Origin of the sequence: Arthrobacter sp. SLBN-112 (genome assembly GCF_006715225.1) — a bacterium.
Taxonomy (GTDB): domain Bacteria; phylum Actinomycetota; class Actinomycetes; order Actinomycetales; family Micrococcaceae; genus Arthrobacter.
On sequence record NZ_VFMU01000001.1, the window covers coordinates 4,138,618 to 4,164,132 of the forward strand.

The 25,515-nt window shown below is 64.2% G+C and carries 22 protein-coding genes; 10 read left to right on the plus strand and 12 right to left on the minus strand.

Features of this window, described 5'->3' with window-relative positions; translation table 11 throughout:
• The first annotated feature begins 20 nt into the window (after positions 1-20).
• Positions 21-641 (plus strand): DUF559 domain-containing protein, encoded by a 621-nt coding sequence (locus FBY33_RS18985; RefSeq protein WP_327436759.1) that lies wholly within the window; start codon positions 21-23, stop codon positions 639-641.
• Positions 642-720: 79 nt separating this feature from the next.
• Here the strand turns inward: FBY33_RS18985 and FBY33_RS18990 are convergent, their stop codons facing one another.
• From FBY33_RS18990 to FBY33_RS19020, 7 genes are all read right to left on the minus strand, one after another.
• Positions 721-1,806: an inositol-3-phosphate synthase gene (locus FBY33_RS18990; protein ID WP_142031943.1), complete on the minus strand. Its 1,086-nt coding sequence runs from the start codon at positions 1,804-1,806 to the stop codon at positions 721-723.
• 159 nt (positions 1,807-1,965) lie between these two features.
• Positions 1,966-3,006: an L-glyceraldehyde 3-phosphate reductase gene (gene mgrA, locus FBY33_RS18995; protein WP_142031945.1), complete on the minus strand. Its 1,041-nt coding sequence runs from the start codon at positions 3,004-3,006 to the stop codon at positions 1,966-1,968.
• Between the two features lie 101 nt (positions 3,007-3,107).
• Positions 3,108-4,892 (minus strand): malto-oligosyltrehalose trehalohydrolase, encoded by a 1,785-nt coding sequence (gene treZ, locus FBY33_RS19000; RefSeq protein ID WP_142031947.1) that lies wholly within the window; start codon positions 4,890-4,892, stop codon positions 3,108-3,110.
• Positions 4,889-7,216 (minus strand): malto-oligosyltrehalose synthase, encoded by a 2,328-nt coding sequence (gene treY / locus FBY33_RS19005; protein WP_142031948.1) that lies wholly within the window; start codon positions 7,214-7,216, stop codon positions 4,889-4,891. The genes treZ and treY overlap by 4 nt, the downstream gene beginning before the upstream one ends.
• Positions 7,213-9,501, minus strand: a complete 2,289-nt coding sequence (gene glgX, locus FBY33_RS19010) for a glycogen debranching protein GlgX (protein ID WP_142031950.1) — start codon at positions 9,499-9,501, stop codon at positions 7,213-7,215. The genes treY and glgX overlap by 4 nt, the downstream gene beginning before the upstream one ends.
• A gap of 68 nt (positions 9,502-9,569) precedes the next feature.
• Positions 9,570-11,153, minus strand: coding sequence for an NAD(P)H-hydrate epimerase (locus tag FBY33_RS19015; RefSeq protein ID WP_142031951.1), 1,584 nt, complete (start codon positions 11,151-11,153; stop codon positions 9,570-9,572).
• Positions 11,154-11,168: 15 nt separating this feature from the next.
• Entirely contained in the window at positions 11,169-11,516 is a 348-nt protein-coding gene (locus tag FBY33_RS19020; protein ID WP_091721869.1) for a holo-ACP synthase, read from the minus strand.
• A gap of 232 nt (positions 11,517-11,748) precedes the next feature.
• Between FBY33_RS19020 and FBY33_RS19025 the strand changes: the two genes are divergently transcribed.
• Positions 11,749-12,261, plus strand: coding sequence for a hypothetical protein (locus FBY33_RS19025; RefSeq protein WP_142031952.1), 513 nt, complete (start codon positions 11,749-11,751; stop codon positions 12,259-12,261).
• Positions 12,262-12,318: 57 nt separating this feature from the next.
• Here the strand turns inward: FBY33_RS19025 and glmS are convergent, their stop codons facing one another.
• A complete protein-coding gene (gene glmS / locus FBY33_RS19030) occupies positions 12,319-14,211 on the minus strand; it encodes a glutamine--fructose-6-phosphate transaminase (isomerizing) (protein WP_142031953.1) in 1,893 nt (630 codons plus the stop codon).
• Positions 14,212-14,328: 117 nt separating this feature from the next.
• On the opposite strand from glmS, the gene coaA reads away from it, so the two are divergent.
• Together coaA and FBY33_RS19040 are read left to right on the plus strand one after the other, a co-directional pair.
• Positions 14,329-15,324 carry a type I pantothenate kinase gene (gene coaA, locus FBY33_RS19035; RefSeq protein WP_200831474.1) on the plus strand — a complete coding sequence of 332 codons (996 nt, stop codon included), beginning with the start codon at positions 14,329-14,331 and terminating at the stop codon, positions 15,322-15,324.
• A 5-nt stretch (positions 15,325-15,329) separates the two neighbouring features.
• The gene (locus FBY33_RS19040) at positions 15,330-16,181 is read left to right on the plus strand and encodes a M15 family metallopeptidase (protein ID WP_142031956.1); all 852 of its coding nucleotides are present in this window, start codon (positions 15,330-15,332) and stop codon (positions 16,179-16,181) included.
• 58 nt (positions 16,182-16,239) lie between these two features.
• Here the strand turns inward: FBY33_RS19040 and FBY33_RS19045 are convergent, their stop codons facing one another.
• Entirely contained in the window at positions 16,240-17,304 is a 1,065-nt protein-coding gene (locus tag FBY33_RS19045; RefSeq protein ID WP_142031957.1) for an acyltransferase family protein, read from the minus strand.
• 238 nt (positions 17,305-17,542) lie between these two features.
• Here FBY33_RS19045 and mscL point away from each other — a divergent pair, with 238 nt between their 5' ends.
• On the plus strand, positions 17,543-17,944 hold the full coding sequence (mscL, locus tag FBY33_RS19050; protein ID WP_142031959.1) for a large conductance mechanosensitive channel protein MscL: 402 nt from the start codon (positions 17,543-17,545) through the stop codon (positions 17,942-17,944).
• A gap of 61 nt (positions 17,945-18,005) precedes the next feature.
• Here mscL and glmM read toward each other — a convergent pair whose 3' ends face one another.
• The gene (gene glmM / locus FBY33_RS19055) at positions 18,006-19,367 is read right to left on the minus strand and encodes a phosphoglucosamine mutase (RefSeq protein ID WP_142031960.1); all 1,362 of its coding nucleotides are present in this window, start codon (positions 19,365-19,367) and stop codon (positions 18,006-18,008) included.
• Positions 19,368-19,560: 193 nt separating this feature from the next.
• On the opposite strand from glmM, the gene FBY33_RS19060 reads away from it, so the two are divergent.
• Both FBY33_RS19060 and FBY33_RS19065 read left to right on the plus strand, forming a co-directional pair.
• Complete coding sequence (locus tag FBY33_RS19060) at positions 19,561-20,796, plus strand: bifunctional glycosyltransferase family 2/GtrA family protein (protein ID WP_142031962.1); 1,236 nt, start codon at positions 19,561-19,563, stop codon at positions 20,794-20,796.
• A gap of 143 nt (positions 20,797-20,939) precedes the next feature.
• The gene (locus FBY33_RS19065) at positions 20,940-22,718 is read left to right on the plus strand and encodes a glycosyltransferase family 39 protein (protein ID WP_160141975.1); all 1,779 of its coding nucleotides are present in this window, start codon (positions 20,940-20,942) and stop codon (positions 22,716-22,718) included.
• A gap of 55 nt (positions 22,719-22,773) precedes the next feature.
• Here the strand turns inward: FBY33_RS19065 and rpsI are convergent, their stop codons facing one another.
• Positions 22,774-23,280 carry a 30S ribosomal protein S9 gene (gene rpsI, locus FBY33_RS19070; RefSeq protein ID WP_050684362.1) on the minus strand — a complete coding sequence of 169 codons (507 nt, stop codon included), beginning with the start codon at positions 23,278-23,280 and terminating at the stop codon, positions 22,774-22,776.
• A 38-nt stretch (positions 23,281-23,318) separates the two neighbouring features.
• Positions 23,319-23,762 (minus strand): 50S ribosomal protein L13, encoded by a 444-nt coding sequence (rplM, locus tag FBY33_RS19075; protein WP_015937805.1) that lies wholly within the window; start codon positions 23,760-23,762, stop codon positions 23,319-23,321.
• A 538-nt stretch (positions 23,763-24,300) separates the two neighbouring features.
• On the opposite strand from rplM, the gene FBY33_RS20885 reads away from it, so the two are divergent.
• The 3 genes from FBY33_RS20885 (at position 24,301) to FBY33_RS19090 (ending at position 25,431) form a co-directional block, all read left to right on the plus strand.
• Complete coding sequence (locus tag FBY33_RS20885; RefSeq protein WP_327436760.1) at positions 24,301-24,723, plus strand: A24 family peptidase; 423 nt, start codon at positions 24,301-24,303, stop codon at positions 24,721-24,723.
• A gap of 280 nt (positions 24,724-25,003) precedes the next feature.
• Entirely contained in the window at positions 25,004-25,195 is a 192-nt protein-coding gene (locus tag FBY33_RS19085) for a Flp family type IVb pilin (protein WP_142031965.1), read from the plus strand.
• Between the two features lie 44 nt (positions 25,196-25,239).
• Positions 25,240-25,431 carry a Flp family type IVb pilin gene (locus tag FBY33_RS19090; protein WP_142031967.1) on the plus strand — a complete coding sequence of 64 codons (192 nt, stop codon included), beginning with the start codon at positions 25,240-25,242 and terminating at the stop codon, positions 25,429-25,431.
• Positions 25,432-25,515: the final 84 nt, after the last annotated feature.

Here is a 25,515-nt window from a genome sequence, read left to right on the forward strand (position 1 = left end):
ACCTCAGCAAACCGCGATCGTTGCCCCAGGTCAGGCGCGAAGGTGTCATCGGACATACCGTTCTCGCCTATGAGAACGAAGCGATGGACTGGGAACAGATGCGGATCTCAACCCCAGCGCGGACGTGGCTGGACCTGGCTCGACTGCTTCCTTTGGAACATGTCGTAGCTATCGGTGATCAGCTCGTCCGCCAACCTCACCAGGGACTTGAGCTGCGAACACAGCCCTGGTCGAGCATTACCGAACTTCGCCAGTTGCTGACGCGGCACCCCAAGATGCAGGGCATCGTCAAGGCGCGTGCCGCCGTCGACATGATTCGCGTGGGAGCAGACTCCGCGCCGGAAACCTTCCTTCGCCTTGCCATGATCGAAGCAGGGCTTCCGGAGCCAGAGCTGCAGGTTCAGATTGTCCCGGGAGACGCCTACTCCCCTGCCGCAGATTTGGGCTATCGGCGGCACCAGATCGCTGTGCAGTACGACGGCGGCCATCACCTTACGCGCGATCAACAGTCCCGCGATAACCGGCGGGACGAAAACTTCCACTCTGCGCACTGGCGTTATTTCAAGTTCAACGCTGACGATCTGGCCGATGACTTCCGCCGGGCGGTAAGGCAAATCCGAGCCGCCCTCCGGGACTTTTAAACACAGTTGCTCTATCAGTTGTGGTTCCTAACCTTGGGGTTTAGGGACCACAACTGATAGAGCAACGAGGGCTTGGAGCTTAGCGCTCCAGGTCGCCGCGGATGAAGGCTTCAACCTTCTCGCGGGCGAGGTCGTCGTTGAACTGCTCCGGCGGGGACTTCATGAAGTAGCTCGAAGCCGAGAGCAGCGGGCCGCCGATGCTGCGGTCCAGGCCGATCTTGGCGGCGCGGATGGCGTCGATGATCACACCGGCGGAGTTCGGCGAGTCCCAGACCTCCAGCTTGTATTCCAGCGACACGGGGGCGTCGCCGAAGTTGCGGCCCTCCAGGCGCACGAACGCCCACTTGCGGTCATCGAGCCACTGCACATAGTCGGACGGGCCGATGTGCACGTCCTTGGCAGCCAGTTCGGCCTCGACGTTGGAGGTCACGGCCTGGGTCTTGGAGATCTTCTTGGACTCGAGCCGGTCACGCTCCAGCATGTTCTTGAAGTCCATGTTGCCGCCGACGTTCAGCTGGTACGTCCGGTCCAGGGTCACACCCCGGTCCTCGAACAGCTTGGCCATCACGCGGTGGGTGATGGTGGCGCCGATCTGGCTCTTGATGTCGTCACCGACGATCGGAACACCGGCAGCGGTGAACTTGTCAGCCCACTCCTTGGTCCCGGCGATGAAGACCGGCAGGGCGTTAACGAACGCCACGCCGGCGTCGATGGCAGCCTGGGCGTAGAACTCCGCCGCTTCCTGGGACCCGACGGGCAGGTAGCAGACCAGGACGTCAACCTCGGCGTCCTTGAGTGCCTGGACCACGTCCACGGGCTCTTCGGTGGATTCCTCGATGGTCTCGAGGTAGTACTTGCCGAGTCCGTCCAGGGTGTGGCCGCGCTGGACGGTGACACCGGTGGGCGGGACGTCGGCGATCTTGATGGTGTTGTTCTCGCTGGCCAGGATGGCGTCAGACAGGTCAACACCGACCTTCTTGCCGTCAACATCAAACGCGGCGACGAACTGAACATCGCCCACGTGGTACTGGCCAAACTCAACGTGCATCAGGCCGGGAACGGTCTCAGCAGGATCGGCATCCTTGTAGTACTGGACGCCCTGCACCAGCGAGGCGGCGCAGTTGCCCACGCCAACGATTGCAACACGGATCGGATGTGAAGACACAGAACTCCTTTGGGGACAAACGTCAGCCGGCCGGGTTTGCCTCGCAGAAAGTACGACGGCGGCCGGCTGGCACGGCGCCGCGCGGCGCCTTTTCATACTACCCAACGCAGCGGGACCAGGCGCGGTTGCGCCCGGTCCCGTCACGTAAGAAATCATCTGTCAGGCGTTTTGCTTCCAGAGGTTGATGTCCGACTCCACCGCGAATTCGTCGATGGCGGTCAGTTCGTCGTCGGAGAAGCTGAGGTTGTTGATGGCGGACAGGCTGTCCTCCAACTGCCGGACACTTGAGGCGCCGATCAGGGCGGAGGTGACGGGCGATCCCTTGGGCTGGTCCCGCAGGATCCACGCGATGGCCATCTGGGCCAGGGACTGTCCGCGGCCTTCGGCAATCTTCCGCAGCCCGCGGACCCGGTCGAGTTTCTCCTCCGTAATGGAGTCCTCCGAGAGGAAGCGGGCCTTGGCTGCCCTCGAATCGGCGGGGATGCCGTGGAGGTAGCGGTCCGTGAGCATGCCCTGGGCCAGCGGCGAGAAGGCGATGGATCCGGCGCCCACCTGGTCCAGCGCCTCGTACAGGTTTGGCGAGCCGTCCTCGGTCCAGCGGTTGAGCATGGAGTAGCTGGGCTGGTGGATCAGCAGCGGCGTCCCCAGTTCCTTGAGGATGCGGGCGGCCTCGAGGGTCTGTTCCGGGGTGTAGGACGAGATGCCAGCGTACAGTGCCTTGCCCGAACGGACGGCGTAGTCCAGCGCGCCCATGGTCTCTTCCATGGGCGTTTCCGGATCCGGCCGGTGGCTGTAGAAGATGTCCACGTAGTCCAGCCCCATGCGCTGCAGCGACTGGTCCAGGCTGGAGATCAGGTATTTGCGGGATCCCCATTCACCGTAGGGTCCGGGCCACATGTAGTAGCCGGCCTTGGTGGAGATGACGAGTTCGTCGCGGTAGGGCTTGAAGTCGTCACGCAGGTGCCGGCCGAAGTTGGTTTCGGCGGACCCGTCCGGCGGCCCGTAGTTGTTGGCAAGGTCGAAGTGGTTGACGCCGAGGTCGAAGGCGCGGCGCAGGATGTCCCGCTGTTCCTCGAAGCGCTTGTCGTCGCCGAAGTTGTGCCACAGGCCCAGGGAGATGGCCGGGAGTTTGAGGCCACTGCGGCCCACGCGGCGGTAGGGCATTGATTCGTAGCGGTTGTCCGCTGCTGAATAAGTCATACATTCCATCCTGCCAGTTGTGACGTGGGCAACACGCCAGGTGTTAGCGCTCAGCAGAAAAGTTACGCCGCGGACCTTGGTCCGCGGCGCAACCTTTCGTTTTAGGACTTGAGGATCGCGGCGCTCCAAGGCGCCAGGTCCAGCGATCCGCTGTCCAGGTTCCCGCTGTCCAGCGCGGTTCCTTCGTCCGTGGCCAGCAGGACGCTGCCGGAAGCTTCGTCCAGCCGGACCTTCGAGTCGGAGAAATTCACCAGCACCTCAACGCTGCCGCGCCGGAAACGCAGCCAGCCGGCATCGTCGTCGAACGAAACCTCCGTTTCGGCAAAGCCAAGCCCTGCCAGTTCCGAATGCTCGCGGCGCAGCGCCGTCAGCGCCCGATACAGCTCCAGGAGCCGCGCGTGGTCGCCGGTGGAGGCCTCGGCCCAGTCCAGCTTGGACCGGCGGAAGGTTTCCGGGTCCTGCGGGTCGGGCACGACGGCGGGATCCCACCCCATGCGCTCGAACTCCTTGATGCGCCCTTCCGCGGTGGCCTTCCCGAGCTCAGGTTCCGGGTGGGAGGTGAAGAACTGCCACGGTGTGGTGGCGCCGTATTCCTCGCCCATGAACAGCATGGGCGTGAACGGGGAGGTCAGCGTGAGCACCGCGGCCACGGCGAGCTGTCCGTAGGACAGGGACTGCGAGAGCCTGTCCCCGGTGGCGCGGTTGCCGATCTGGTCGTGGTTCTGGTTGCAGACCACCAGCGCCGCCGGGTGCGCCAGGGAGGCGTTGATGGGTCGGCCGTGATGGCGTCCACGGAAGCTGGAGTAGCTGCCGTCGTGCAGGAACCCGTCCTTCAGTACCTTGGCCAGCACGGCCAGGGATTTGAAGTCCGAGTAGTAGCCTGTGGTCTCGCCGCTGACGCTGACGTGCACCGCGTGGTGGAAGTCGTCGCTCCACTGCCCGGCCAGTCCGTACCCGTTGACATCGCGGGGGTAGAGCAGGCGCGGGTTGTTGAGGTCCGATTCGGCGATGAGTGTCTTGGGCAGCCCGGTCTCAGCCGAAATGGCGTCGCCCAGAGCTCCAAGCTCCTCCAGGATGTGCACCGCGCGTTCATCCTTCAGCGCGTGTACGGCGTCCAGCCGGAGCCCGTCCACGTGGTAGTCGCGCAGCCAGAGCGCGGCGTTGTCCAGGATGTATTCACGCACCACGTCCGAGCCGGGCCCGTCCAGGTTCACGGAGTCACCCCAGGTGTTCGCGTCCCCCTGCTTCATGTACGGGCCGAACTTGGGCAGGTAGTTCCCGCTGGGGCCCAGGTGGTTGTACACCACGTCCTGGATGACGCCCAGCCCTGCGGCGTGGGCAGCATCAACGAAACGCTGGTACGCCGCCGGCCCGCCGTAGCCTTCGTGCACGGTGTACCACTGGACACCGTCGTAGCCCCAGTTATGGGTGCCGTTGAAGCCGTTGACAGGCAGCAGCTCCACGAAGTCGATGCCCAGGTCCGCCAGGTAGCCCAGCTTCTCCACGGCGGCGTCCAGGGTTCCTTCGGGGGTGAAGGTGCCCACGTGGAGTTCGTAGATCACCGAACCCTGCAGGTCCTTGCCGCGCCAGCCGGAATCCTGCCATGCATAGGCGGCGGGATCGTAGGTCCTGGACTGCTCATGCACGCCGGCAGGGAGCCGCCGGGACCTGGGATCCGGAATGGGGGTGGTGTCCCCATCCAGCAGGTAGCCGTAGTCCACGTCACCGTCCGCAGGAGCGTCGGGGGCGGTCCACCACCCCTCTGCTCCCGGCTCCGTTTCCTTCTCCACCATCGGGTACTGCCGGCCGTCGGCCTGCAAAACCACCGATGAAGCGCCCGGCGCCCACACGTCGAAGCGTTCGGGTCCAACGTTGACCAAGGTCATTCCTTTACTCCATCCGCAGGTACCAGCAGGGCCACCGGGTAGGTACCCAGGACCTCTGCCACCGAAACCGGGCCCGGCCCGTAGCTGGCCCCCGTAAGTTCGTCCCGCATAGTGGTGGAAAGGTCGACGGCGGTGTCCCGCCACCCGCCGCCGGCTTCCAGTCCGGCGGGGAGCCGGGTGGCAAGGGTGAGCGCACCGGAGGAGGCGTCGGTTCCCCGGCTGAAGGCGAGCAGGTGCCCGGCTGCCGCCCCGGTCGCTGCCACGGGCGTATATCCCTGGAACAGCTCCGGCCGGTCCCGGTGCAGGCGGAGGGCCCGCGAGGTGACCAGAAGCTTGCTGGCCTCCGTGCCCGCATCCGGCAACGTGCCGGCGTCGAGCTTTGCCAGCTCCGCCTGCCGGGCGCCAAAGTCCACGGGGCGGCGGTTGTCCGGGTCGGTCAGCGACCGTTCCCAGAACTCACTGCCCTGGTACACGTCCGGCACGCCGGGCATGGTCAGCTGGACCAGCTTGGCGGACACCGAGTTCGCGGCTGAGTAGGCATCGATGCGGGCCACGAAGTCCGCCACCACCTTGGCAACGTTGTCGTTGTCGAAGACCGCATCCACCGCGGCTTTTACTGACGCCTCGAATTCCTCGTTGGAGTCGGTCCACTTGGTGGAGTTGCCGGCCTCCCGGGCCGCCTTCTCGGCGTAGCCCTGCAGCCGTTCCCGGCTGGCAGGCCAGGCGCCGATGATTGCCTGCCACAGCAGGTTCTCGTATGGGCCGTCGGGGATCGGCGCCAGCCCGCGAAGGGTCTCCAGCGTTTCCGCCCACTCCTGCGGCAGCTCGGCAAGCACCGAGATCCGTGCCCTGGCATCCTCGCTGCGCTTGGTGTCGTGGGTGGACAGGGTGGTCATGGACAGCGGCAGGTCCTGCTGGCGCCGCTGCATCCGCCGGTGGAATTCCTCCGGCGCCACCGCAAACTCAGTGGGTTCGGCGCCCACCTCGGTCAGGGTGCCCAGCCGGGTGTAGCGGTAGAACGCAGTGTCCTCCACGCCTTTGGCCATGACCATGCCGGAGGTCTGCTGGAACCGGATGGCAATGGGATTGGCAGGATCCAGCAGCAGCGGAAGGAGGGTTCCCACCGCAACGTCCAGGTCCGGCCGGTGCGCGGCGGCGGACTCGCATGCCTCCTTGAGGACGTCGGCGCCCACCGGCAGGTAGGACCTGTAGACCGGGAAGGAGGCGATGATCTCGGCGATCGCGTCGGCGGCCTGGTCCAGCTCAAGCCCGTAGGACTCTGGAACCAGTCGGGCCAGGCGCAGCACCTCGGAGCGGAGGATGCCGTCGGCGATCATGCGCTTGGTGCCGCGGATCATGTCGGCATAGTCCGCCGGCGCAGAGGAACCGCGCAGCCTGGCATCCAGTGCGTCCAGTGCCTGCTGTCCAGCCGGGTCCACGAAGACCCGGTCCACGTCCGCCAGGGCGTCGTATCCGGTGGTGCCTTCGCACTCGAACTCCTGCGGGAGCACTTCCCCGGGTTCAAGGATCTTCTCCACCAGGACGTAGGCCCCGCCGCTGAGGTCCTTGAGCCAGCGAAGGTAGCCGGCGGGATCGGCCAGGCCGTCCGGATGGTCCACGCGGAGCCCGTCCACCAGGCCGTCGGTGAACCAGCGGCCCACCTCGGCATGGGCCTTTTCGAAGACCGACGGCACCTCAACGCGGATGCCGGCGAGCGTGGTGACGGCAAAGAACCGCCGGTAGTTCAGCTCGGCATCGGCACGGCGCCAGTCCATCAGCTGGTAATGCTGGCGGCTGTGCACCTCCTGCGGGGAATCACCGTCGCTGTACGAGCCCTCGGCCAGGGGGAACCGGTGGTCGTAGTAGCGGAGTTCACCGTCCTTGATTTCCAGCTTGTCCAGGTCCGCATCGGAGCCCAGCATGGGGAGCCGGACCTTTCCGCCGCCCAGCTCCCAGTCGACGTCGAAGGCTTCGGCGTAGGGCGAGTCGCGGCCTTCCTTGAGGAGGGACCACCACCAGGGGTTCTGCGGCGGGGATGCCACGCCCACGTGGTTGGGCACGATGTCCACCAGGACGCCCATGCCGTGCTCGCGGGCGGCCCTGGAGAGGGCCAGCAGGCCTTCCGGGCCGCCGCGGGCCGGGTCCACCGCGGAGGGGTCGGTTACGTCATAGCCGTGGTCCGAGCCCTTCTCCGCGGTGAGGATGGGCGACAGGTACACCCAGTCCACGCCGAGGTCCTTCAGGTACGGGACCTGCGCGGCGGCGTCGAACAGGGTGAAGCTGCTGCGGATCTGGAAACGGTAGGTGGAGACCGGGGTCCTCATGCCTCGGATGCCTTCGCAGCCTTGGTCTCCTCCGCCTTTGCGGCCCTGTTTTCCTCGGCCTTCGCCGCGCTGGTTTCCGCGGCCTTGGTCTGGGCTTCCACCATTTCCTCCTGGGCTTCTTCATGCTCAGCCATGGAGGCCAGGGAAGCCGCGGCGGAAAGGTCCACTTCTTCCTCGGGGCCGGAGTAGGCGCGCAGCACCACCATCGACTTCGCTTCCAGCGTCAGTGTCGCCTTCGCCTTGAGGGGCTCGTAGGCATCGGCCTGCTTGGCCGTATCGATCAGGACCTCCCAGTACTGGGAGTATTCGTCGGAGGGCAGGCAGAAGTCCACAACGTCGTCGTGGGCGTTGAACGCCATGATGAAGCTGTCGTCGGTGATCCGGCGGCCGCGGGAATCCTGTTCCTGGATGCCGTCGCCGTTGTAGAACACGCCAATGGTCCGGCCGAATCCGCTCCCCCAGTCCTCGGGCAGCATTTCGGTGCCGTCGGTCTTCAGCCAGACGATGTCCGGGAGCTTCTCGCCTTCGCCACGGCGTACCGGGCGGCCGTCGAAGAAGCGGCTGCGGCGGAACGTGGGGTGGTCATGGCGGAGCTTGTTGACGAAGGCGGTGAACTCCACCAGCGGCTGGTCCGTGGCTTCCCAGTGGATCCAGCTGAGCTCGGAGTCCTGGCAGTAGGTGTTGTTGTTGCCCTGCTGCGTGCGGCCGAGTTCGTCGCCGTGCAGCAGCATCGGCACACCCTGCGAGAGCAGCAGGGTGGCGATGAAGTTGCGCTGCTGCCGGGCGCGCAGGGTCAGGACCTTGTCGTCGTCCGTGTCGCCTTCAACACCGCAGTTCCAGGACCGGTTGTGCGATTCGCCGTCGTTGTTGCCTTCGCCGTTGGCCTCGTTGTGCTTCTCGTTGTAGGAGACCAGGTCGCGCATGGTGAAACCGTCATGGGCGGTGACGAAGTTGATCGAGGCCACCGGCCGGCGGGCGGAGCTTTCATACAGGTCGGCGGAGCCGGTCAGCCGGGAAGCGAACTCACCCAGGGTGGAGGGCTCGCCGCGCCAGAAGTCCCGGACGGTGTCGCGGTACTTGCCGTTCCATTCCGTCCACTGCGGCGGGAAGTTGCCCACCTGGTATCCGCCGGGACCAACGTCCCAGGGCTCGGCGATCAGCTTGACCTGGGAGACTACGGGATCCTGCTGGATGAGTTCGAAGAAGGTGGAGAGCTTGTCCACGTCGTAGAACTCGCGGGCCAGGGTGGAGGCGAGGTCGAAGCGGAAGCCGTCCACGTGCATCTCGGTGACCCAGTAGCGCAGGGAGTCCATGAGCAGCTGCAGGGAGTGCGGGTGGCGCACGTTCAGCGAGTTGCCGGTGCCCGTGTAGTCCATGTAGTGCTTGAGGTCGTTGTCCACCAGGCGGTAGTAGGCCTGGTTGTCGATGCCCTTGAAGGACAGCGTGGGGCCCAGGTGGTTGCCTTCGGCGGTGTGGTTGTAGACGACGTCGAGGATCACTTCGATGCCGGCGCGGTGCAGGTCGCGGACCATGGCCTTGAATTCCTGGACCTGGTGCCCCACGTCGCCGGTGGAGCTGTAGGTGTTCTGCGGGGCGAAGAAGCCGATGGTGTTGTAGCCCCAGTAGTTGTTCAGCCCCTTCTCCACCAGGGTGCCGTCGTTGACGAACTGGTGGACCGGCATGAGCTCGATGGCGGTGACGCCGAGCTTTTTCATGTGGTCGATGACCGCGGGGTGGGCCACGCCGGCATAGGTGCCGCGCTGTTCTTCGGGGATCTCCGGGTGCAGCTCGGTGAGGCCCTTGACGTGGGCTTCGTAGATCACCGACTGGTGGTAAGGGATCTTCAGCTGGCGGTCGCCGTCCCATTCGAAGAAGGGGTTGATGACCACGCCGTGCATGGTGTGCGGGGCGGAATCGGCGTCGTTGCGGGAGTCGGGGTCGCCGAATTCGTAGGAGAAGAGGGCGGGATCCCAGTCGATCTGGCCCTGGACGGCCTTGGCGTAGGGGTCCATCAGCAGCTTGTTCGGGTTGAAGCGGTTGCCGCTGGCGGGATCGTAAGGGCCGTGCACGCGGTAGCCGTACTTCTGGCCGGGCTGGATGTGCGGCAGATAGCAGTGCCACACGTAGCCGTCCACCTCGGTCAGTTCGATCCGGGTTTCGGTCAGGTCATCAGACAGGAGGCAGAGTTCCACCCGCTCGGCCCGTTCGCTGAACAGGGCGAAATTGGTGCCGGTGCCGTCAAAGGTAGCTCCCAGCGGGTAGGCATTTCCAGGCCAGACTTCCATCGTGCTCCTCATTTTGTGGTCAGCAGCAGACGGCATCGGAACGCCCCGCTGCTGGTGCGAACTAATGCCTACCGTAGTGGCTGGCTGTGACTATTACGTTTCCAGGCTCCATGTTTACTAAGCATGCTGACTTTACCCCAAATTTCGGGTATGGCATTCGCAACCCCGCCCGCGGTGATGGGACCGCCTGACACCCCCTCCGACGCTGCACGCCCGGCACGGCCGTGCAGCGCGGCCCCAAGTGCGGCGATGGCGGCCCACCGTGCGTCCGCCGCGATGCCCGCCTCACGGAAGGGCCCGACGTCGGGCCCCGCCTGGGCAAGCAGCGCACCAATGACGCCGGCAAGGACATCCCCGCTGCCGGCAGTTGCGAGCCAGGGCGTGCCGTCCGCCTGGCTGAAGGTAGCGCCCGAGGGCGCGGCCACGAGCGTGCTTGCGCCCTTGAGCAGGACGGTGGCTCCGGTGCGGCCGGCCGCCTGGCGGACCGCGGCGAGCGTCCCCGCCTCCACCGCATCGCGGTCCTCGCCGCCGCCCAAGCGCTGGAACAGCGATGCCAACTCCCCTGCATGCGGTGTCAGCACCACGTGCGGGGCGAGGGTTCCGGGAAGCGCGGGCAGCGCACCGGCGTCCGCAACGACGGGAAGGCCGGACGTGAGGGCGTCACGCGCGCGGGCCAGCTGGTCGTGGTCCTGCGGGCCCATGCCGGAGCCCACCAGCCACGCCTGCACGCGGTTGTCGGCCACCGTCCCGGCGCTGCACACCACCTCCGGGCAGGACTGCCGCACCAGGTCTGCCACCGACGGCGGACCCAGGTACCGCACCATGCCCACTCCTGCGGCAAGGGCGCCCCGGCATGCCAGGACTGCGGCTCCCGGGTAGTCCTCGGAGCCGGCCACCACGCCCAGCACGCCGCGGGAATACTTCTGCGCGCGCCGTGCGGGGTGCGGCAGGAGGTGTGCCAGATCGGCGTCCTCGAGCCGGCGCAGCGACGGCTGCGGCAGGTGCTCCTCAATTCCGATCGGCACCACCAGGACGCGCCCGGCGTAGTCAGCGCCGGGGTCCGCCAGCAGGCCTGCCTTCGCTCCCCCGAAAGTAACGGTCAGGTCCGCGGGCAGGACCGGAAGGTGGGCCTGGCCGGTATCGGCGTCCACGCCGCTGGGAAGGTCGCAGGCCACCATGAAGCCACGCCTGTTTCCGTCACTGACTGCCTGGACCAGGTCCGCGGCACTCCCGCGCAGCCCACCCTTGGCACCGGTCCCCAGCACGGCGTCAATTACGACGTCGGCCGCTACGGCTTCCGCCGCCAGTTCCGGAAGTGCCGAACCAGTGAGCCGGTGCACCCGGCCGCCCGCGCGCTCAAAGGCGGCCAGTCCAGCCGGATGGGCCGCATCCCCGGTGAGTACCGCCGTCGTCCTCATGCCGCGGGCGGCAAGGAAGGCGCCGGCGTAGAGTCCGTCACCGCCGTTGTTGCCCTTGCCCGCCAGCACCACCACGCGGGCACCGTTCAGGCGGCGGCCCCGCGAGGTGAGTTCACGGACGACGGCGTTGGCCAGGCCGTGCGCGGCGCGCTGCATGAGCACGTCCCCAAGGCCGGCGGCCAGGAGGGGTTCCTCGGCTGCCCGGACCTGCGTTCCTGTGTAGGCACTGATCATGCGGCGGCCGCCGGGTCAGCCTTCGGCCACGACCGTGGCCGTGGCGATGCCGCCGTCGTGGCTGATGGAGAGGTGCCAGCGCTTGACGCCCTTGGCCTCGGCAACCGCCAGGACGGTCCCCTTGACCTGGACGGTGGGCCCGTTGTGGTCAAGGCCGATCCAGCAGTCCTGCCAGTTCATGCCGGCAGGGGCACCCAGAACTTTGGCCACGGCTTCCTTCGCGGCGAACCGGGCTGCCAGGGAGCGGGTGTTCAGTTCCCGCTCAGCCGGGACGAACAGGCGGTCCCTCAGGCCCGGTGTCCGTTCCAGCTGGCGGCCGAACCGCTCGATGTCTACTACGTCTACCCCAATGCCAACGATCATGCGGTTCATTCTACGGTGGCACCCCTCGGCGAAAAGCCGGTCCACGCCGCCGGCCCCCACTGTCCGCCATCAGCGCAAAAGCGTGACTTTTGGGCTGACAACGTAAAGTGCACGCCGGATCCCGGGGTCTGCTCAGCCGAGGAGTGCCGAAAGTTACGCAAACCCGTTCGGCCGTTGCCTCGGCCACCGGGCAACTGCTGTACGTTTTTCCATTCGCTGTAGATAATGCCCTATGGATGCCACAAAAGACTCTCAGCCGCCACGAAAAAGAAGACCATGGCTAAGGGCGCTGAAAGGAACCCTGATCACCCTGGCTGTGATCGCGGCTGCACTACTGCTGTTCCAGGCGTCGTACCTGCTGGGAACGGCCCGGATGGTGTCCCTCGCCGACAGGCTCAGGCCGCTGGAAGGGTGGAAACCGGATGGTGAAAACGTCAGCGGCGGCATCTTCTGCACCGGCATCGATGTTCCCTGTGACAGCATGTGGCGCCAGTACCGGACGGAGCAGCCTGTGACTCCAGACGACGTCCGCAGACTAAGCGTGGCAGCGGGGCTGGACGGGAAGGTGGAGGGAGACTGCCAAAGCTCCCCGCTCCCGGCGAATGTCTCGTCGCTGTATACAGCTTGCCGGGCAAGCGGCGTGCTGGATGGCTATGACATTGAAGTTCAGGTGCTGAAACATGCGGAAAAGGATCCGGAATGGATCATCCAGTTCGAGCTGAGCAGCATCAAAAACCGTAGGTAGAACGGAAGCCCCAGGCCGCAAAGGGCCTGGGGCTTCCGCTGTCTTGAACGAGACCGGCTATTCGACGGTGACGCTCTTGGCGAGGTTGCGGGGCTGGTCCACGTCGTAGCCCTTGGCTGCGGCCAGTTCCGCCGCGAAAATCTGCAGCGGAACGGTGGTCAGCAGGGGCATGAGCAGGGTGGGGGTCTCCGGGACGTAGAAGACGTACTCGGCGTAGGCCTTGACGGCTTCGTCGCCTTCCTCGGCGATGACCAGGGTGCGGGCGCCGCGCGCGCGGACTTCCTGGATGTTGGAGACCACCTTGGCGTGCAGCGAGTCGCGGCCGCGCGGGGACGGGACCACCACGAACACCGGCTGGCCATCATCGATCAGGGCGATGGGGCCGTGCTTGAGCTCACCGGCGGCGAAGCCTTCGGCGTGGATGTACGCGATTTCCTTGAGCTTCAGCGCGCCCTCGAGGGCCACGGGGTAGCCCACGTGCCGGCCCAGGAACAGCACCGATTTCTCGTTGGCCATGGACCGGGCCAGTTCACGCAGCGGACCGGCGTTGTCCAGGATGGTCTGGATCTTCGCGGGGATCTTGTTCAGGTCCGCGAGGACGTCCTTGATCTGGCCGGAGAAAATGTTCCCGCGCAGCTGGGCCAGGTACAGGCCCAGCAGGTACGCGGCGGTGATCTGCGCCAGGAACGCCTTGGTGGACGCCACCGCGATTTCCGGGCCGGCGTGCGTGTAGAGCACGGCGTCGGATTCGCGCGGGATGGTGGAGCCGTTGGTGTTGCAGATGGAGATGGTCTTGGCGCCCTGTTCCCGGGCGTAGCGGACGGCCATCAGCGTGTCCATGGTCTCGCCGGACTGGCTGATGGAGACCACCAGGGTCTTTTCGTTCAGGATCGGGTCACGGTAGCGGAACTCGTGCGCGAGCTCCACCTCGGTGGGGATCCGGCACCAGTTCTCGATGGCGTACTTGGCCACCATGCCCGCGTACGCGGCGGTGCCGCAGGCCAGCACGATGATCTTGTCCACCTGCTTGAGCAGCTCCGGGTCGATCCGGAGCTCGTCCAGGGTCAGCTTGCCCTTGATGTCCGAACGTCCCAGCAGGGTCTGCGCCACGGCGTCGGGCTGGTCGTGGATTTCCTTCTCCATGAAGGAGGAGAAGCCGCCCTTTTCCGCCGAGGCCGGGTCCCAGTCCACGTGGTATTCCTTGCCCTGGGCCGGGTTGCCGTAGAAATCGGTGATCTCCACCGTGTCCGCGGTAATGGTGACGATCTGGTCCTGTCCCAGCTCCACCGCGCGGCGGGTGTAGTCGATGAACCCGGACACGTCAGAGCCCAGGAAGTTCTCGCCCTCGCCCAGGCCCACCACCAGCGGTGAGTTGCGGCGGGCGGCCACCACGACGTCGGGCTGGTCAGCGTGCACGGCCAGCAGGGTGAAGGCACCCTCCAGACGCTGGCAGGCCAGCTCCATGGCGTGCGTCAGGCCGCCATTGGCGGTGTCCCCGCCCAGCTTGTTCCGGAGGATGTCGGCGAGCAGGGCAGCGGCGACTTCGGTGTCCGTCTCGGACAGGAACGTGACGCCCTTTTCCAGCAGCTCGAGCTTGAGCTCGGCGAAGTTTTCGATGATGCCGTTGTGGATCACGGCCAGCTTTCCGCCGTCAGCCAGGTGCGGGTGCGCATTGCGGTCCGTCGGGCCGCCGTGGGTGGCCCACCGGGTATGACCGATACCGGTCACCGACTCCGGCAACGGGCGGGCCTCCAGCTCAGCGATCAGGTTGCTCAGCTTCCCGGACTTCTTCCGGGACTCGATGGCACCCTGGGACACCACCGCGACCCCCGCCGAGTCATAACCGCGGTACTCCAGGCGGCGCAGTCCCTCCAGGACAACATCCAGGGCACTGTGACCGTTAATTGCACCGTCAACCGGACGGCCTACGTATCCCACGATTCCACACATAGGCACAAGCCTATCGGCAGCGTGGCTGTTGCTCTAAACCGGCAGCCCGTCCGGCACGCCGTCCTGAACAGCCCACGTGACGGGCGCCGCCGCGCTGAGCAGGGGCGTCATTTCGTGATGGGCCGGGCGCGGGGCAGAATCTTTACCGTGACTTCGCAACGCAATGAAGCGAACGGGGAGGGTGCCTCGCCGTTCGTGGAGCTGGACCGGCAAACCTGGTCCCGGCTCGCAGCCCAGATGGAACAGCCCCTTAATGAAGAGGACGTGCTGCGCCTTCGCGGGCTCGGTGACCCCCTGGACATCAACGAAGTCAGGGACGTCTACCTGCCGCTGTCACGGCTCCTGCACCTGTACGTGGAGGCTGCGGGGCAACTGCACGCGGCCACCACCACGTTCCTGGGCGAGCAGACCCAGCGCACCCCCTTTGTGATCGGCGTGGCCGGTTCGGTTGCCGTAGGCAAGTCCACCATCGCCCGCGTGCTGCGTGAGATGCTCCGCCGCTGGCCGGGGACCCCCAACGTGGAGCTCATCACCACGGATGGTTTCCTCTATCCCCTGGCCGAGCTCAAGCGCCGGCAGCTGCTGGACCGGAAGGGCTTCCCGGAGTCCTACGACCGCCGTGCGCTGCTGCGCTTCGTGAGCGAGATCAAGGGCGGCGCCGAGGAAGTGCGTGCGCCCTGGTACTCCCACGTCACGTATGACATCGTGCCGGGCAAGGAAGTGGTGGTCCGCCGCCCGGACGTGCTGATCGTGGAGGGCCTGAACGTGCTGGCTCCGGCGCGGCCGCGGCATGACGGCCGCCAGGGCCTGGCGCTGAGCGATTTCTTCGACTTCTCCATTTACGTTGATGCCAAGACCTCTTACATCGAGGAGTGGTACGTGGACCGGTTCCGGAAACTGCGCAGCACCGCGTTCGCGCAGCCGGAGTCCTACTTCCACCGCTACGCCACGCTGTCCGACGAGGAAGCCGAAAGCACCGCCCGCGACATCTGGAAGCGGATCAACGAGCCCAACCTTGAGGAGAACGTCCTGCCCACCCGCGGCCGGGCACAGCTGGTGCTGACCAAAGAGGCGGACCACTCCATCCGCCGCATGCTTCTGCGGAAGGTCTAGCACAGGTGTGCTACCAATGTCAGTCCCCCAGCCGGCGCAGCTTCACCCGCTTCCTCGCATCCGGGGCCGGGCTGACTGTCCTGTCAGCCTGCACGCCGGAGGCACCCAAGGCGGTGGCGCCGTCGTCCGCTGCTTCCTCCGCGTCCCCCTCCCCTGCTGCTGTGACCGCTTCAGCGGGCCCGACGGCGGAAGCCGCCACGGTGGGCCAGTCACCTGAGGTGCCGTCCCCGTCGCCGTCCGCCACCTTGGCGCGGCAGTTCTCGCTTGATGACCCGGCCAGCCGGTGGGTGATCGTGAACAAGCACCGGCCCCTGAATCCGGTGGACTTTGTGCCGGCCGACCTGGTGCGGCCCGCCGTCGCCCTTTCTGCCGCGGGCGAGGCGGCGCTGCTGAACAGCACGACGGCGGCAGCGGCCGAGGCGATGTTTGCGGCGGCCGCAGCGGACGGCGTGGCGATGGTCCTGGCCAGCGGCTACCGCTCGTACAGCACCCAGGTGACCACCTACAACGGGTACGTCGCCGCGCGTGGACAGGCCGACGCCGACACGGCCAGCGCCCGGCCCGGGCATTCCGAGCATCAGACGGGGTGGGCGTTCGACATTGCCGACGGCGGGGGCGCCTGCAGCTTCCAGCCATGCTTTGCCGACCAGCCCGCGGCGTCGTGGGCGAAGGCGAACGGGCACCGGTTCGGGTTCGTGGTGCGGTACCCGTGGATGCTGCACCCCATCACCGGGTACTACTACGAGCCATGGCACCTGCGGTACGTGGGCGCGGAGGCGGCCACGGACATGGTGAACCGCGGCATTGGCACACTGGAGGAATACTTCGGCCTGGAGGCGGCGCCCGCGTACCTCTAATTGCTCCCCGCCACCCGCGACGTCCGAATGTCTTACTCTGGGCAGAATGGGCCCACCGTCACGAAGTTCTCAACTGCACATTAAATCGATCTTTTGAGCCTACGCGGCGACCGAAGCCTTGTGCAGGACTTTCGATGAATACACAACTGAGCCAAGCCAAGGGGACCGTCACCGCTAACGACAGAACTGCGAAGACTGCAAGGGGCGTTGCCGCTCCCACACCGCCAATAACCAGGATCTGTTGCACCGGCCAGCCGTAAATGTACATTCCATAGGAAACATCGAAACGAGCACCGATGCGGTGAAGCACCGGCGATGAACCCAGGCCGAGGATGATATAGGCAATAGGCAGAGGACAAAAGGCCAGCATGTTACCGGCCAAAAACGAAACCGCCAGCAAAGATAGGGCGCACGCCACGGCGCTGGCCCTCAGGAAAATACTTGTCCGGAATAGGCATAGCAGGGACCCCGCTACAAACGTTCCAACCGGGCAAAGCACGGTGCCCCAACTGCCGGCTGTCGGCCCGTAAGCGGCAACCTGCAGCAGGAGCGCTCCTGTGACAACTGCGAAGACCACGACCATAGCGGCGCGGAATAGCTCCGGTTTGAGGTAGGCAAGTACGCCGACCAGGAGGTAGCAGGTGACTTCCCAAAATAGCGTCCACAATGGGGAATTCCACTCGTCGGCACCGGGAACGTCAGAAAGGGTTGATCCGATGGGAGTCCGCCCTAGCTGAGTTCCCACGATCGAGATGTTTCTCAACACAAAGTCAGCGGCATCACCAACGCTATATTTCCGATTATTGAAGAGGGTTGCCAGCGGCGCGAACACGAAAGCCGTGACGATCAAACACACAGCAAGACCGGGCATGATCCTGAAAAAACGTCCTCTAAAGAAAGCCGCACCGTTCCGGGCGCGAATCCTACTGAGTGTGATCAGATATCCAGAGATCGCAAAAAAGCCAACCACCGACCAGGAGCCGAGCTGTCCGCCCCCAATGGCGGGTCCGGGTCCAAGTCCCGTTAGCCACCAACTATGAGCTACAATCACCAACGCAGCCATTAGCAGCCGCCATGCATTCAGTGAATTTCGGCTCGCTCCCAAGGCGGTGTCGAGTGTCAAATTTCCCCCATCAATGTGGGCTAATACTAAGGCCGGGTCGCAAACCTTCGGAAGTGCGCGTCTTGAATCAGCCCAGGTATCTACATTGGTGCAGGTCACGCCACATATTTGGCGGCATTAGCAGAGGTCCACGAGCCTCATCGACTTTCTGGGCCGATACGAACGCACCCGCTCCATCGCCAGCAGGATTGACTTTCCCGTCCTAAGACCCCTATTCACCTGCGATAGGTTGGTTTCCATGCTTAGTGGATTCAAGAATTTCATCATGAAAGGCAACGTGGTTGACCTTGCCGTCGCCGTTGTCATGGGTACGGCGTTCGGCGCGGTGGTGACGGCGCTGGTGAACAAGGTGCTGATGCCCTTCGTCTCCGGCCTGGTGGGTGCACCCAACTTTGACAGCTTCGCAAGGGTGGAGCTGAACGGAAACGCCATCGAGTTTGGGGTGCTGCTGACGGCGATCGTGAACTTCCTCCTGATTGCTGCGGCCATCTACTTTGTGGTGGTGATGCCGATGAACATCATGATCGAACGCCGCAACCGCCGGCTGGGGATCAACAAGGACGTAAAAAAGGACGCTGCCGAGGATCCGCAGGTTGCGCTGCTGACCGAGATCCGGGATGCGCTGAAGGAACGCGTTTAGGCCCCTGTTCAACCGCAAGTGGCCCGTCTCCTTTCTGGAGGCGGGCCACTTTTGTCTGCGGCTAGTTCGAGGCCAGTTCCAGCGCGAGCTCGGTGCGGACTACCTGGGCCAGGTGCTCGGCGATGGACTGGGCCGTCTCTTCGTCGGCGGCCTCCACCATGACGCGGACAACGGGCTCGGTGCCGGAGGGACGGAGCAGGACGCGGCCGGTTTCACCCAGCGCGGCTTCCGCGGCCGCAACGGCCTGGGCCAGGACATCGCTGCTGCCCACACGGGTCCGGTCCACGCCCTTGACGTTGATGAGGACCTGCGGGAGCTTGGTCATGACCGTGGAGAGCTCCTTGAGGGTCTTTCCCGTCAGGGCCACCTGCGCGGCGAGCTGCAGGCCGGTGAGGAGGCCATCGCCAGTGGTGGCGTGGTCTGCGAAGATGACGTGGCCGGACTGTTCGCCGCCCAGGTTATAGCCGCCGTCGCGCATCCCTTCCAGCACGTAGCGGTCCCCTACTCCGGTTTCTACGATGGTGATGCCGGCGTTGCGGAGCGCGATCTTGAGCCCCAGGTTGCTCATGACGGTGGCCACCAGGACGTCATTCTTGAGCTTGCCGGACTCCTTGAGCGCGACGGCGAGGATGGCCATGATCTGGTCGCCGTCCACCTCGTTGCCCTCGTGGTCCACGGCCAGGCAGCGGTCGGCGTCGCCGTCGTGGGCGATGCCCAGGTTGGCACCGTACTTGACCACGGCTTCCTTGAGCGGGCCGAGGTGGGTGGAACCGACTCCGTCGTTGATGTTCAGGCCGTCAGGATCGGCACCGATGACGATGACATCCGCGCCGGCGTCCTTGAAGAGCTGGGGTGAGCAGCCGCTGGCGGCACCGTTGGCGCAGTCCAGCACCACGGTGAGGCCGTCCAGGCGGTGCGGGAGGGTGCGGAGCAGGTGGACGATATAGCGGTCCTCGGCGTCCGAGAAACGCTGGATGCGGCCCACGTCGGCACCTGTCGGGCGCACGGCTTCCTTGCCCATCTGCGCTTCGATGGCGTCCTCCACCTCGTCCGGCAGCTTCTGGCCGCCGCGGGCGAAGAACTTGATGCCGTTGTCCGGTGCCGGGTTGTGGGAGGCGGAGATCATGACGCCGAAGTCCGCCTCCAGGTCCGCCACAAGGTAGGCGGCGGCAGGGGTGGGGAGGACGCCTGCGTCATAGACGTCGATGCCTGAGCTGGAGAGGCCGGCTTCCACCGCCGCGGCGATGAACTCGCCGCTGGCACGCGGGTCACGGGCCAGCACGGCGCGCGGCCGGGAGCCGCTGGCGTTGCGGTCGTGGCCGAGTACGACGGCGGCCGCCTGGGCCAGCTGCAGGGCCAGTTCTGCTGTCAGCAGGCCGTTGGCCAGCCCCCGGACACCATCAGTTCCAAATAATCTAGACACCGGTCAAGTGTAGAGGATGGGGTTGGCGGGGTTTGAAACGGCTGGTGAGCGGCGCTTCGGGTACCTGTTCTGCGGATGGCGCTACCCGCCTTCCCGACAGGGCGATTACTTGGACTACTTGATTTCCTCGGTCAGTACCCGTCTTTGCTCCAAACCCTAGCTAGACCTATTTAAGGGCCCCTACGATCCATGCATGACACCTAGCTATGGGGGCTTGGCGCTCGAAATTGTTGTACCGGTCTTCAACGAAGAAGCGGTACTCGAAAACAGCATCTCAAGGCTCGCCGAATACCTGACGCACGAAATGCCTTCGACGTGGAAAATCACCATCGCCGACAACGCAAGCACCGACCAGACCCCGGTAATTGCGGCTCTTCTCAGTGAGCGCCTGCCAAACGTCGAATATCGGCGCCTGGAGGTCAAGGGCCGGGGACTCGCGTTGAGGGATGCTTGGAGCGCTTCCGATGCGAGGGTCCTCGCCTACCTGGATGTCGATCTATCCACGGACCTTGCCGCCCTGCCTCCGCTGGTGGCTCCTTTGCTGTCCGGCCACTCTGACATCTCAATAGGCACGAGGCTCGGTCAGAGTTCTCGCGTCAGCCGAGGTCCCAAGCGTGAGTTCATTTCCCGTTCTTACAATTTCCTGCTCCGCCGGACCATGCAGGTGCGTTTTTCTGATGCGCAGTGCGGCTTCAAGGCAATACGCGCCGACGTGGCGCACCGCCTTCTTCCGCACGTTGAAGATAATGGCTGGTTTTTCGACACCGAGCTGCTGATTATCGCCGAACGATCCGGACTGAGGATTCACGAGATTCCTGTCGACTGGGTGGACGACCCGGACAGCCGGGTGGATATCCGACAGACCGCGCTGGACGATCTCCGCGGGATGGCGCGGGTGGCAGGATCTTTGGTCAAGGGCGTGATTCCTTGCCAAGCGATCTACGCTGAGCTGGGGCGCCGACCGATTGCGCCCGCAGACAGGCCGAGTTTCTTCGGTCAAGTCCTCCGTTTCGGGCTCGTTGGAGTCATTTCGACGCTGGCATTCGCGATGCTCTACCTCGTACTTCAAGGGCCCTTCGGGTCGCAGGAGGCGAATTTCCTATCACTGCTTCTAACGGCCGTTGGAAATACCTCCGCCAACCGCCGCTTTACGTTCGGAATCCGGGGGCCGGGCGGGCTGTTCATCCAACAGATTCAGGGGCTCATAGTATTCCTCCTGGCGTGGGCCATGACAGCGTCCTCACTTCAGATCCTCCACGTCGCCAATCAGGACGCGGCTCCTAACCTGGAGCTACTGGTCCTGACATGCGCCAACGTGTTAGCCACGCTGATGCGGTTCATACTGCTGCGGCTGTGGGTGTTCCGAGCCAGGCGCTACGCCTCTCCCGTTGGCTTGCCCTTGCATGCGGCCGCCGGGAGCGTGCAGTGACAGCTCCGGCGGAGGCAAAGACAGCGCGTCGCAGGCTCCGGCCCCTGGACTTCGTTGGCTGGCGTTCACCGGTCCGGCTCTTCACCCAGCGGTCGATGGCCCGTCCCCGCTGGGAACGTTTGGCCCTCGGCGCCCTCCTGGTCATGACGGCAGTGCTCTACTGCTGGGGCCTGGACCGGAATGGGTGGGCAAACGCTTATTATTCAGCGGCAGTCATGTCCGGAGCTTCAGACTGGACGGCGTTCTTCTTCGGCTCATCGGATCCCGCCAACGCAATCACCGTGGACAAACCGCCCATGAGCCTTTGGGTGATGGCCATCTCTGTCCGGTTGTTCGGACTAAGCAGTTGGAGCGTCCTCCTCCCACAAGCCCTCATGGGAATCCTCAGCGTCTATCTGCTCTACGTACTTGTCCGACGGTATACCGGCGGCGCTGTAGGCCTCTTGGCCGCGACTTTCATGGCCGTGACGCCGGTGAGCACAGTGATGTTCCGCTATAACAATCCGGATGCCCTCCTGATCCTCATTATGGTGGCCATGGCCTTGGCTGTGACCACAGCGATTGACCGTCAGCAGCCACGGCTCATGATTCTGGCGGGAGCGCTGGCAGGCGCCGGCTTCCTCACTAAACAATTGCAGGTAGGTCTGATAGTGCCTGCCCTGGCAATCACGTATCTAGCTTTTGCAGTCAGTACTTGGCCACGTAAATTCCTCCATCTGGGGTCTGCAGCGGTCGCCGCGGCGGCAGTGGGCGGGTCATGGCTGCTGGCAGTGCAGTGCACTGACCCTGCTGCTCGACCGTTCATTGGAGGTTCCAGGACCAACAGCGCCCTGGAACTCGCCCTGGGCTACAACGGTCTGCAGCGCCTAACCGGAGAGGACAGCGTCCGAACTGTTCCCATTGGAACAGCCGTGGAGGGACTGGATGGCGGTTACCAGCGCTTGCTGCAGCCTCAATTCTCAGGGCAGTTCGGCTGGCTTCTGCCACTGGCCGCCGTCGGGTTAGCCATTACCGGTATCTGGATTGCGAAAAGGCAAGGCGACCTGGGGGCCAGGATGCTACTTCTGTTATGCGCTCTTTGGTTTGCCACATCCGTCACCGTCCTGGCTTTCATGTCGGGAATAGTGCACCCCTATTACGCCCTCACCGCAGTCCCGCCAATGTGTGTCCTAGCCGCAACCGGGCTGATCTACCTGCTCCGGGCGCGGTCCCGTAAGAGGAAGGCTTTTCTGCTTCTGGCGCTACTGGGATCGATGACACTTGCATACGTTTCCGCGCTTCGCTCCACGGCGGACTTTCCGGATCTGCCACAAGTCTTGCTTTTCATTTGGGCAGCCGCAATCGCACTGCACCTCCTACCGGCAGCCCCAGCGCGAGTCCAGCAGGCTTCCACAGTGGCGCTCTTGGCAGTACTGTTGACCGGCCCTTGCCTATGGTCCATCAACACGGTCTTCAGCCCGCACGTTGGGGCTGGCGTGGTGGCCGGACCGAGCATTGCAGGACTGCGCACCGACCACCCCGGAAGAAATCAGCTGGGCAACAACCTCATCCCAGGGCAGATAGCGCTGATGTTCGGCGACATGCCTCCGGCCGCAGTTGCTGAAGCCTTGCGAAAGCTTCCCGTGGAGACAACCTGGGTGACGGCTACAGTGGGGTCCGAAACCGCCGCCAATTACCAACTGGAACTGGGCCGCGCAGTCTTGTCCATCGGCGGTTTTGACGGCACGGACCCCTTTCCGACCCTGGAACAGTTTAAGTCACTGGTAGAGGACGGCAAGGTGGGATCCTTAGTAGTCCAAGAACTGCCGCCGCTCACGCTAGAAGGAAAGGGCGAGTCGGCACTGATAGTGCAGTGGGTCCGGGAGAAATATCCGGCGCAAGCCACCGGTGGGGCAGAGCTCTACCTCCTACACCAGCCCTGAAGCACAGAAAAGCCCGTCCCACCTAACGGCGGAACGGGCTTCTGTACAACCGGGATTAGCGCTTGGAGTACTGCTGCGCCTTGCGGGCCTTCTTGAGACCGGCCTTCTTACGCTCGATGACGCGGGCGTCACGGGACAGGTAGCCGGCCTTCTTCAGGGTGGCGCGGTTGTTCTCGACGTCGATCTCGTTCAGCGAGCGGGCGATGCCGAGGCGCAGGGCGCCGGCCTGGCCGGAGATGCCGCCACCGTGGATACGGGCGATGACGTCGTAGGCACCTTCGAGATCAAGGATCTTGAAGGGCTCGTTGACGTCCTGCTGGTGCAGCTTGTTCGGGAAGTAGTTGTCCAGCGCACGGCCGTTGATGGTCCACTTGCCGGAGCCCGGCACAACGCGAACGCGTGCAACGGCTTCCTTGCGGCGGCCAACTGCTGCGCCGGCAACGGTCAGTGCCGGGCGCTCCTTCTTCGGCGCAGCGGCGTCAGCAGCTGAGCTTTCCGAGGTGTAGCTGGTCAGGGTTTCCTCGGCCTCGACGGCCTCGGTGGTCTCTTCGTTCTGAGCCACGATTCTCCTTGTATAGATAAGTTGTTTGGTGGCCAGGACTACTGGGCGACCTGGGTGATTTCGAAAGTCTTGGGCTGCTGGGCGGCGTGCGGGTGCTCAGCACCGCGGTACACCTTCAGCTTGCCCAGCTGCTGTGCAGCGAGGGAGTTCTTGGGGAGCATGCCCTTGATGGCCTTCTCAACGGCGCGGACCGGGTTGGATTCCAGCAGTTCCGCGTAGTTGACGGAGGTCAGGCCGCCCGGGTAGCCGGAGTGGCGGTATGCGCGCTTCTGCTCCAGCTTGGCGCCGGTGAGGGCTACCTTCTCGGCGTTGATGATGATGACAAAGTCGCCCATGTCCATGTGGGATGCGAAAGTGGCCTTGTGCTTGCCGCGCAGCAGGATTGCGGTCTGGCTTGCAAGACGACCAAGGACAACGTCGGTGGCGTCAATGACGTGCCACTGGCGGTTGATATCGCCGGGCTTCGGGGTGTACGTACGCACGGTGTTTGCCTCGTTCTTGTTCTGGCGTTCTTGTTTAGGTGTCACTAGCTCGTGCACCTACTGTCTGCGCGCTACCGGAACAGAGGTGAGGGCTCCATGTAACCAGTCATCCTGAACTTCCGAATGTGCACGTTGAGTAGCTATCCTGCAACCGGATTCTCAAGCGGGCACGCACCATCGGAATAGGACACGCACAACGACTACCAAGATTAGCGCGTCAGGGGCTTCAGGGTCAAAATGGGGTAGCCGGACGATGCCTGAGCAGGCACCGGTCCGACCAATGCAGGGGGACGCAGTGTTATCAGCGGGGATCGATAGTGCAACGGACTGGCTCCTTGTCGTTGGCGCCGGGTTCCTGGGATGCCTGCTTTCCCCTGCTGCCGAGATCCTCATCGCCAGGTTCCTCCCCCGGCTTGGCGGACTGCCTACGCGATCTGCGCGGATCACAACCGCGGCCGTCACCGGCCTGGTTTGCGCCGTCCTCATCCTCCGCTTGGGCCCCAGCCCAACGCTGCCGGCATTTATATTACTTGCGGTCTTGGGCGTGCAGCTGGCTCGAATCGATTTCGCCGAGCACCTGCTGCCAAATCCACTGGTTATTGCACTGCTTGCCGGCGGGTTCCTATCGCTTACCGCCGCAGCTTTATTCAACAAGCAAGCTGATAATCTACTGCGCGCCCTGATAGGAGCGGTCATTTTGTTCTTGGGCTACCTTATTTTGGCCCTAATTTCGCCTGGCGCCCTCGGAATGGGGGACGTCAAGCTTGCAGCTCCTGTTGGCCTTTACCTTGGGTACCTAGGTTGGAGCCAGCTCCTGTACGGCGGCCTCCTGGGTTTCATCCTCAACGGCGTGGTGTCAGTGGCGGTAGTCCTGGTAAAACGCCGCAATCGCGCCTCGGAAGTAGCCCATGGCCCCGCAATGATAGCTGCAACGGTGGCCGCAGCGGTCCTCCTCCGCTAGCCTTCCGTCAGCCCATACTCGACCTGCTCCTCGCCTACAGCCGGGGCCATCCAAGTAGCCTGCGGCGTACCCGCCTAGCGCTCTTGAGTACCTCTCCCACGATCCAAGTACGCGGTTATTAGAGACGCCCAAAAAGACGAGTACGACTACGCATTGTTGCCCCATGCCCCTAAATGACAATCTCTTCTTAGCGAAGTCCAGCCGCTAAGGATCTATGGGGGCAGCTGGAAATTCGTTGGAATAGAAAATCAACCAATTTCACCGAATTAAGGAAAATACAATGACTTCTCTCATGGTCTCGATGATGGCTTTCGTCGCCGGCGTCAAGGATCGCTTCACTTCCGAAAAGGGCGCAACCGCCGTTGAGTACGGCCTCCTTGTCGCATTGATCGCCGCCGTCATCGTGGTAGTCGTAGCCGCGCTCGGTACGAACATCAACGCTGCATTCACCAAAATCAACACGGCCATCTGATGCTCCAAACAACCGCTTCAGGGTCCAGGCAAAAGGGGGGCATCATGTCACTGATTATGATTCCGGTAATGGGCTTCATCGCCGGCGCCAAAATCCGCTTCACCTCTGAAAAGGGAGCCACGGCCGTTGAGTATGGGCTGCTGGTAGCCCTCATTGCCGCAGTCATTGTGGTTGTTGTTGGACTGCTCGGAGGCAAGATAAATGACGCCTTCACCGCTGTGAACACTGCGATCTAGCTGCGCAGGCGTATCCGAAGTCAGGGGCGGGGCGGGAGGTTGAGCAAATGCTCGCTAGTTCCCGTCCCGCCCTTGGCATTCAAA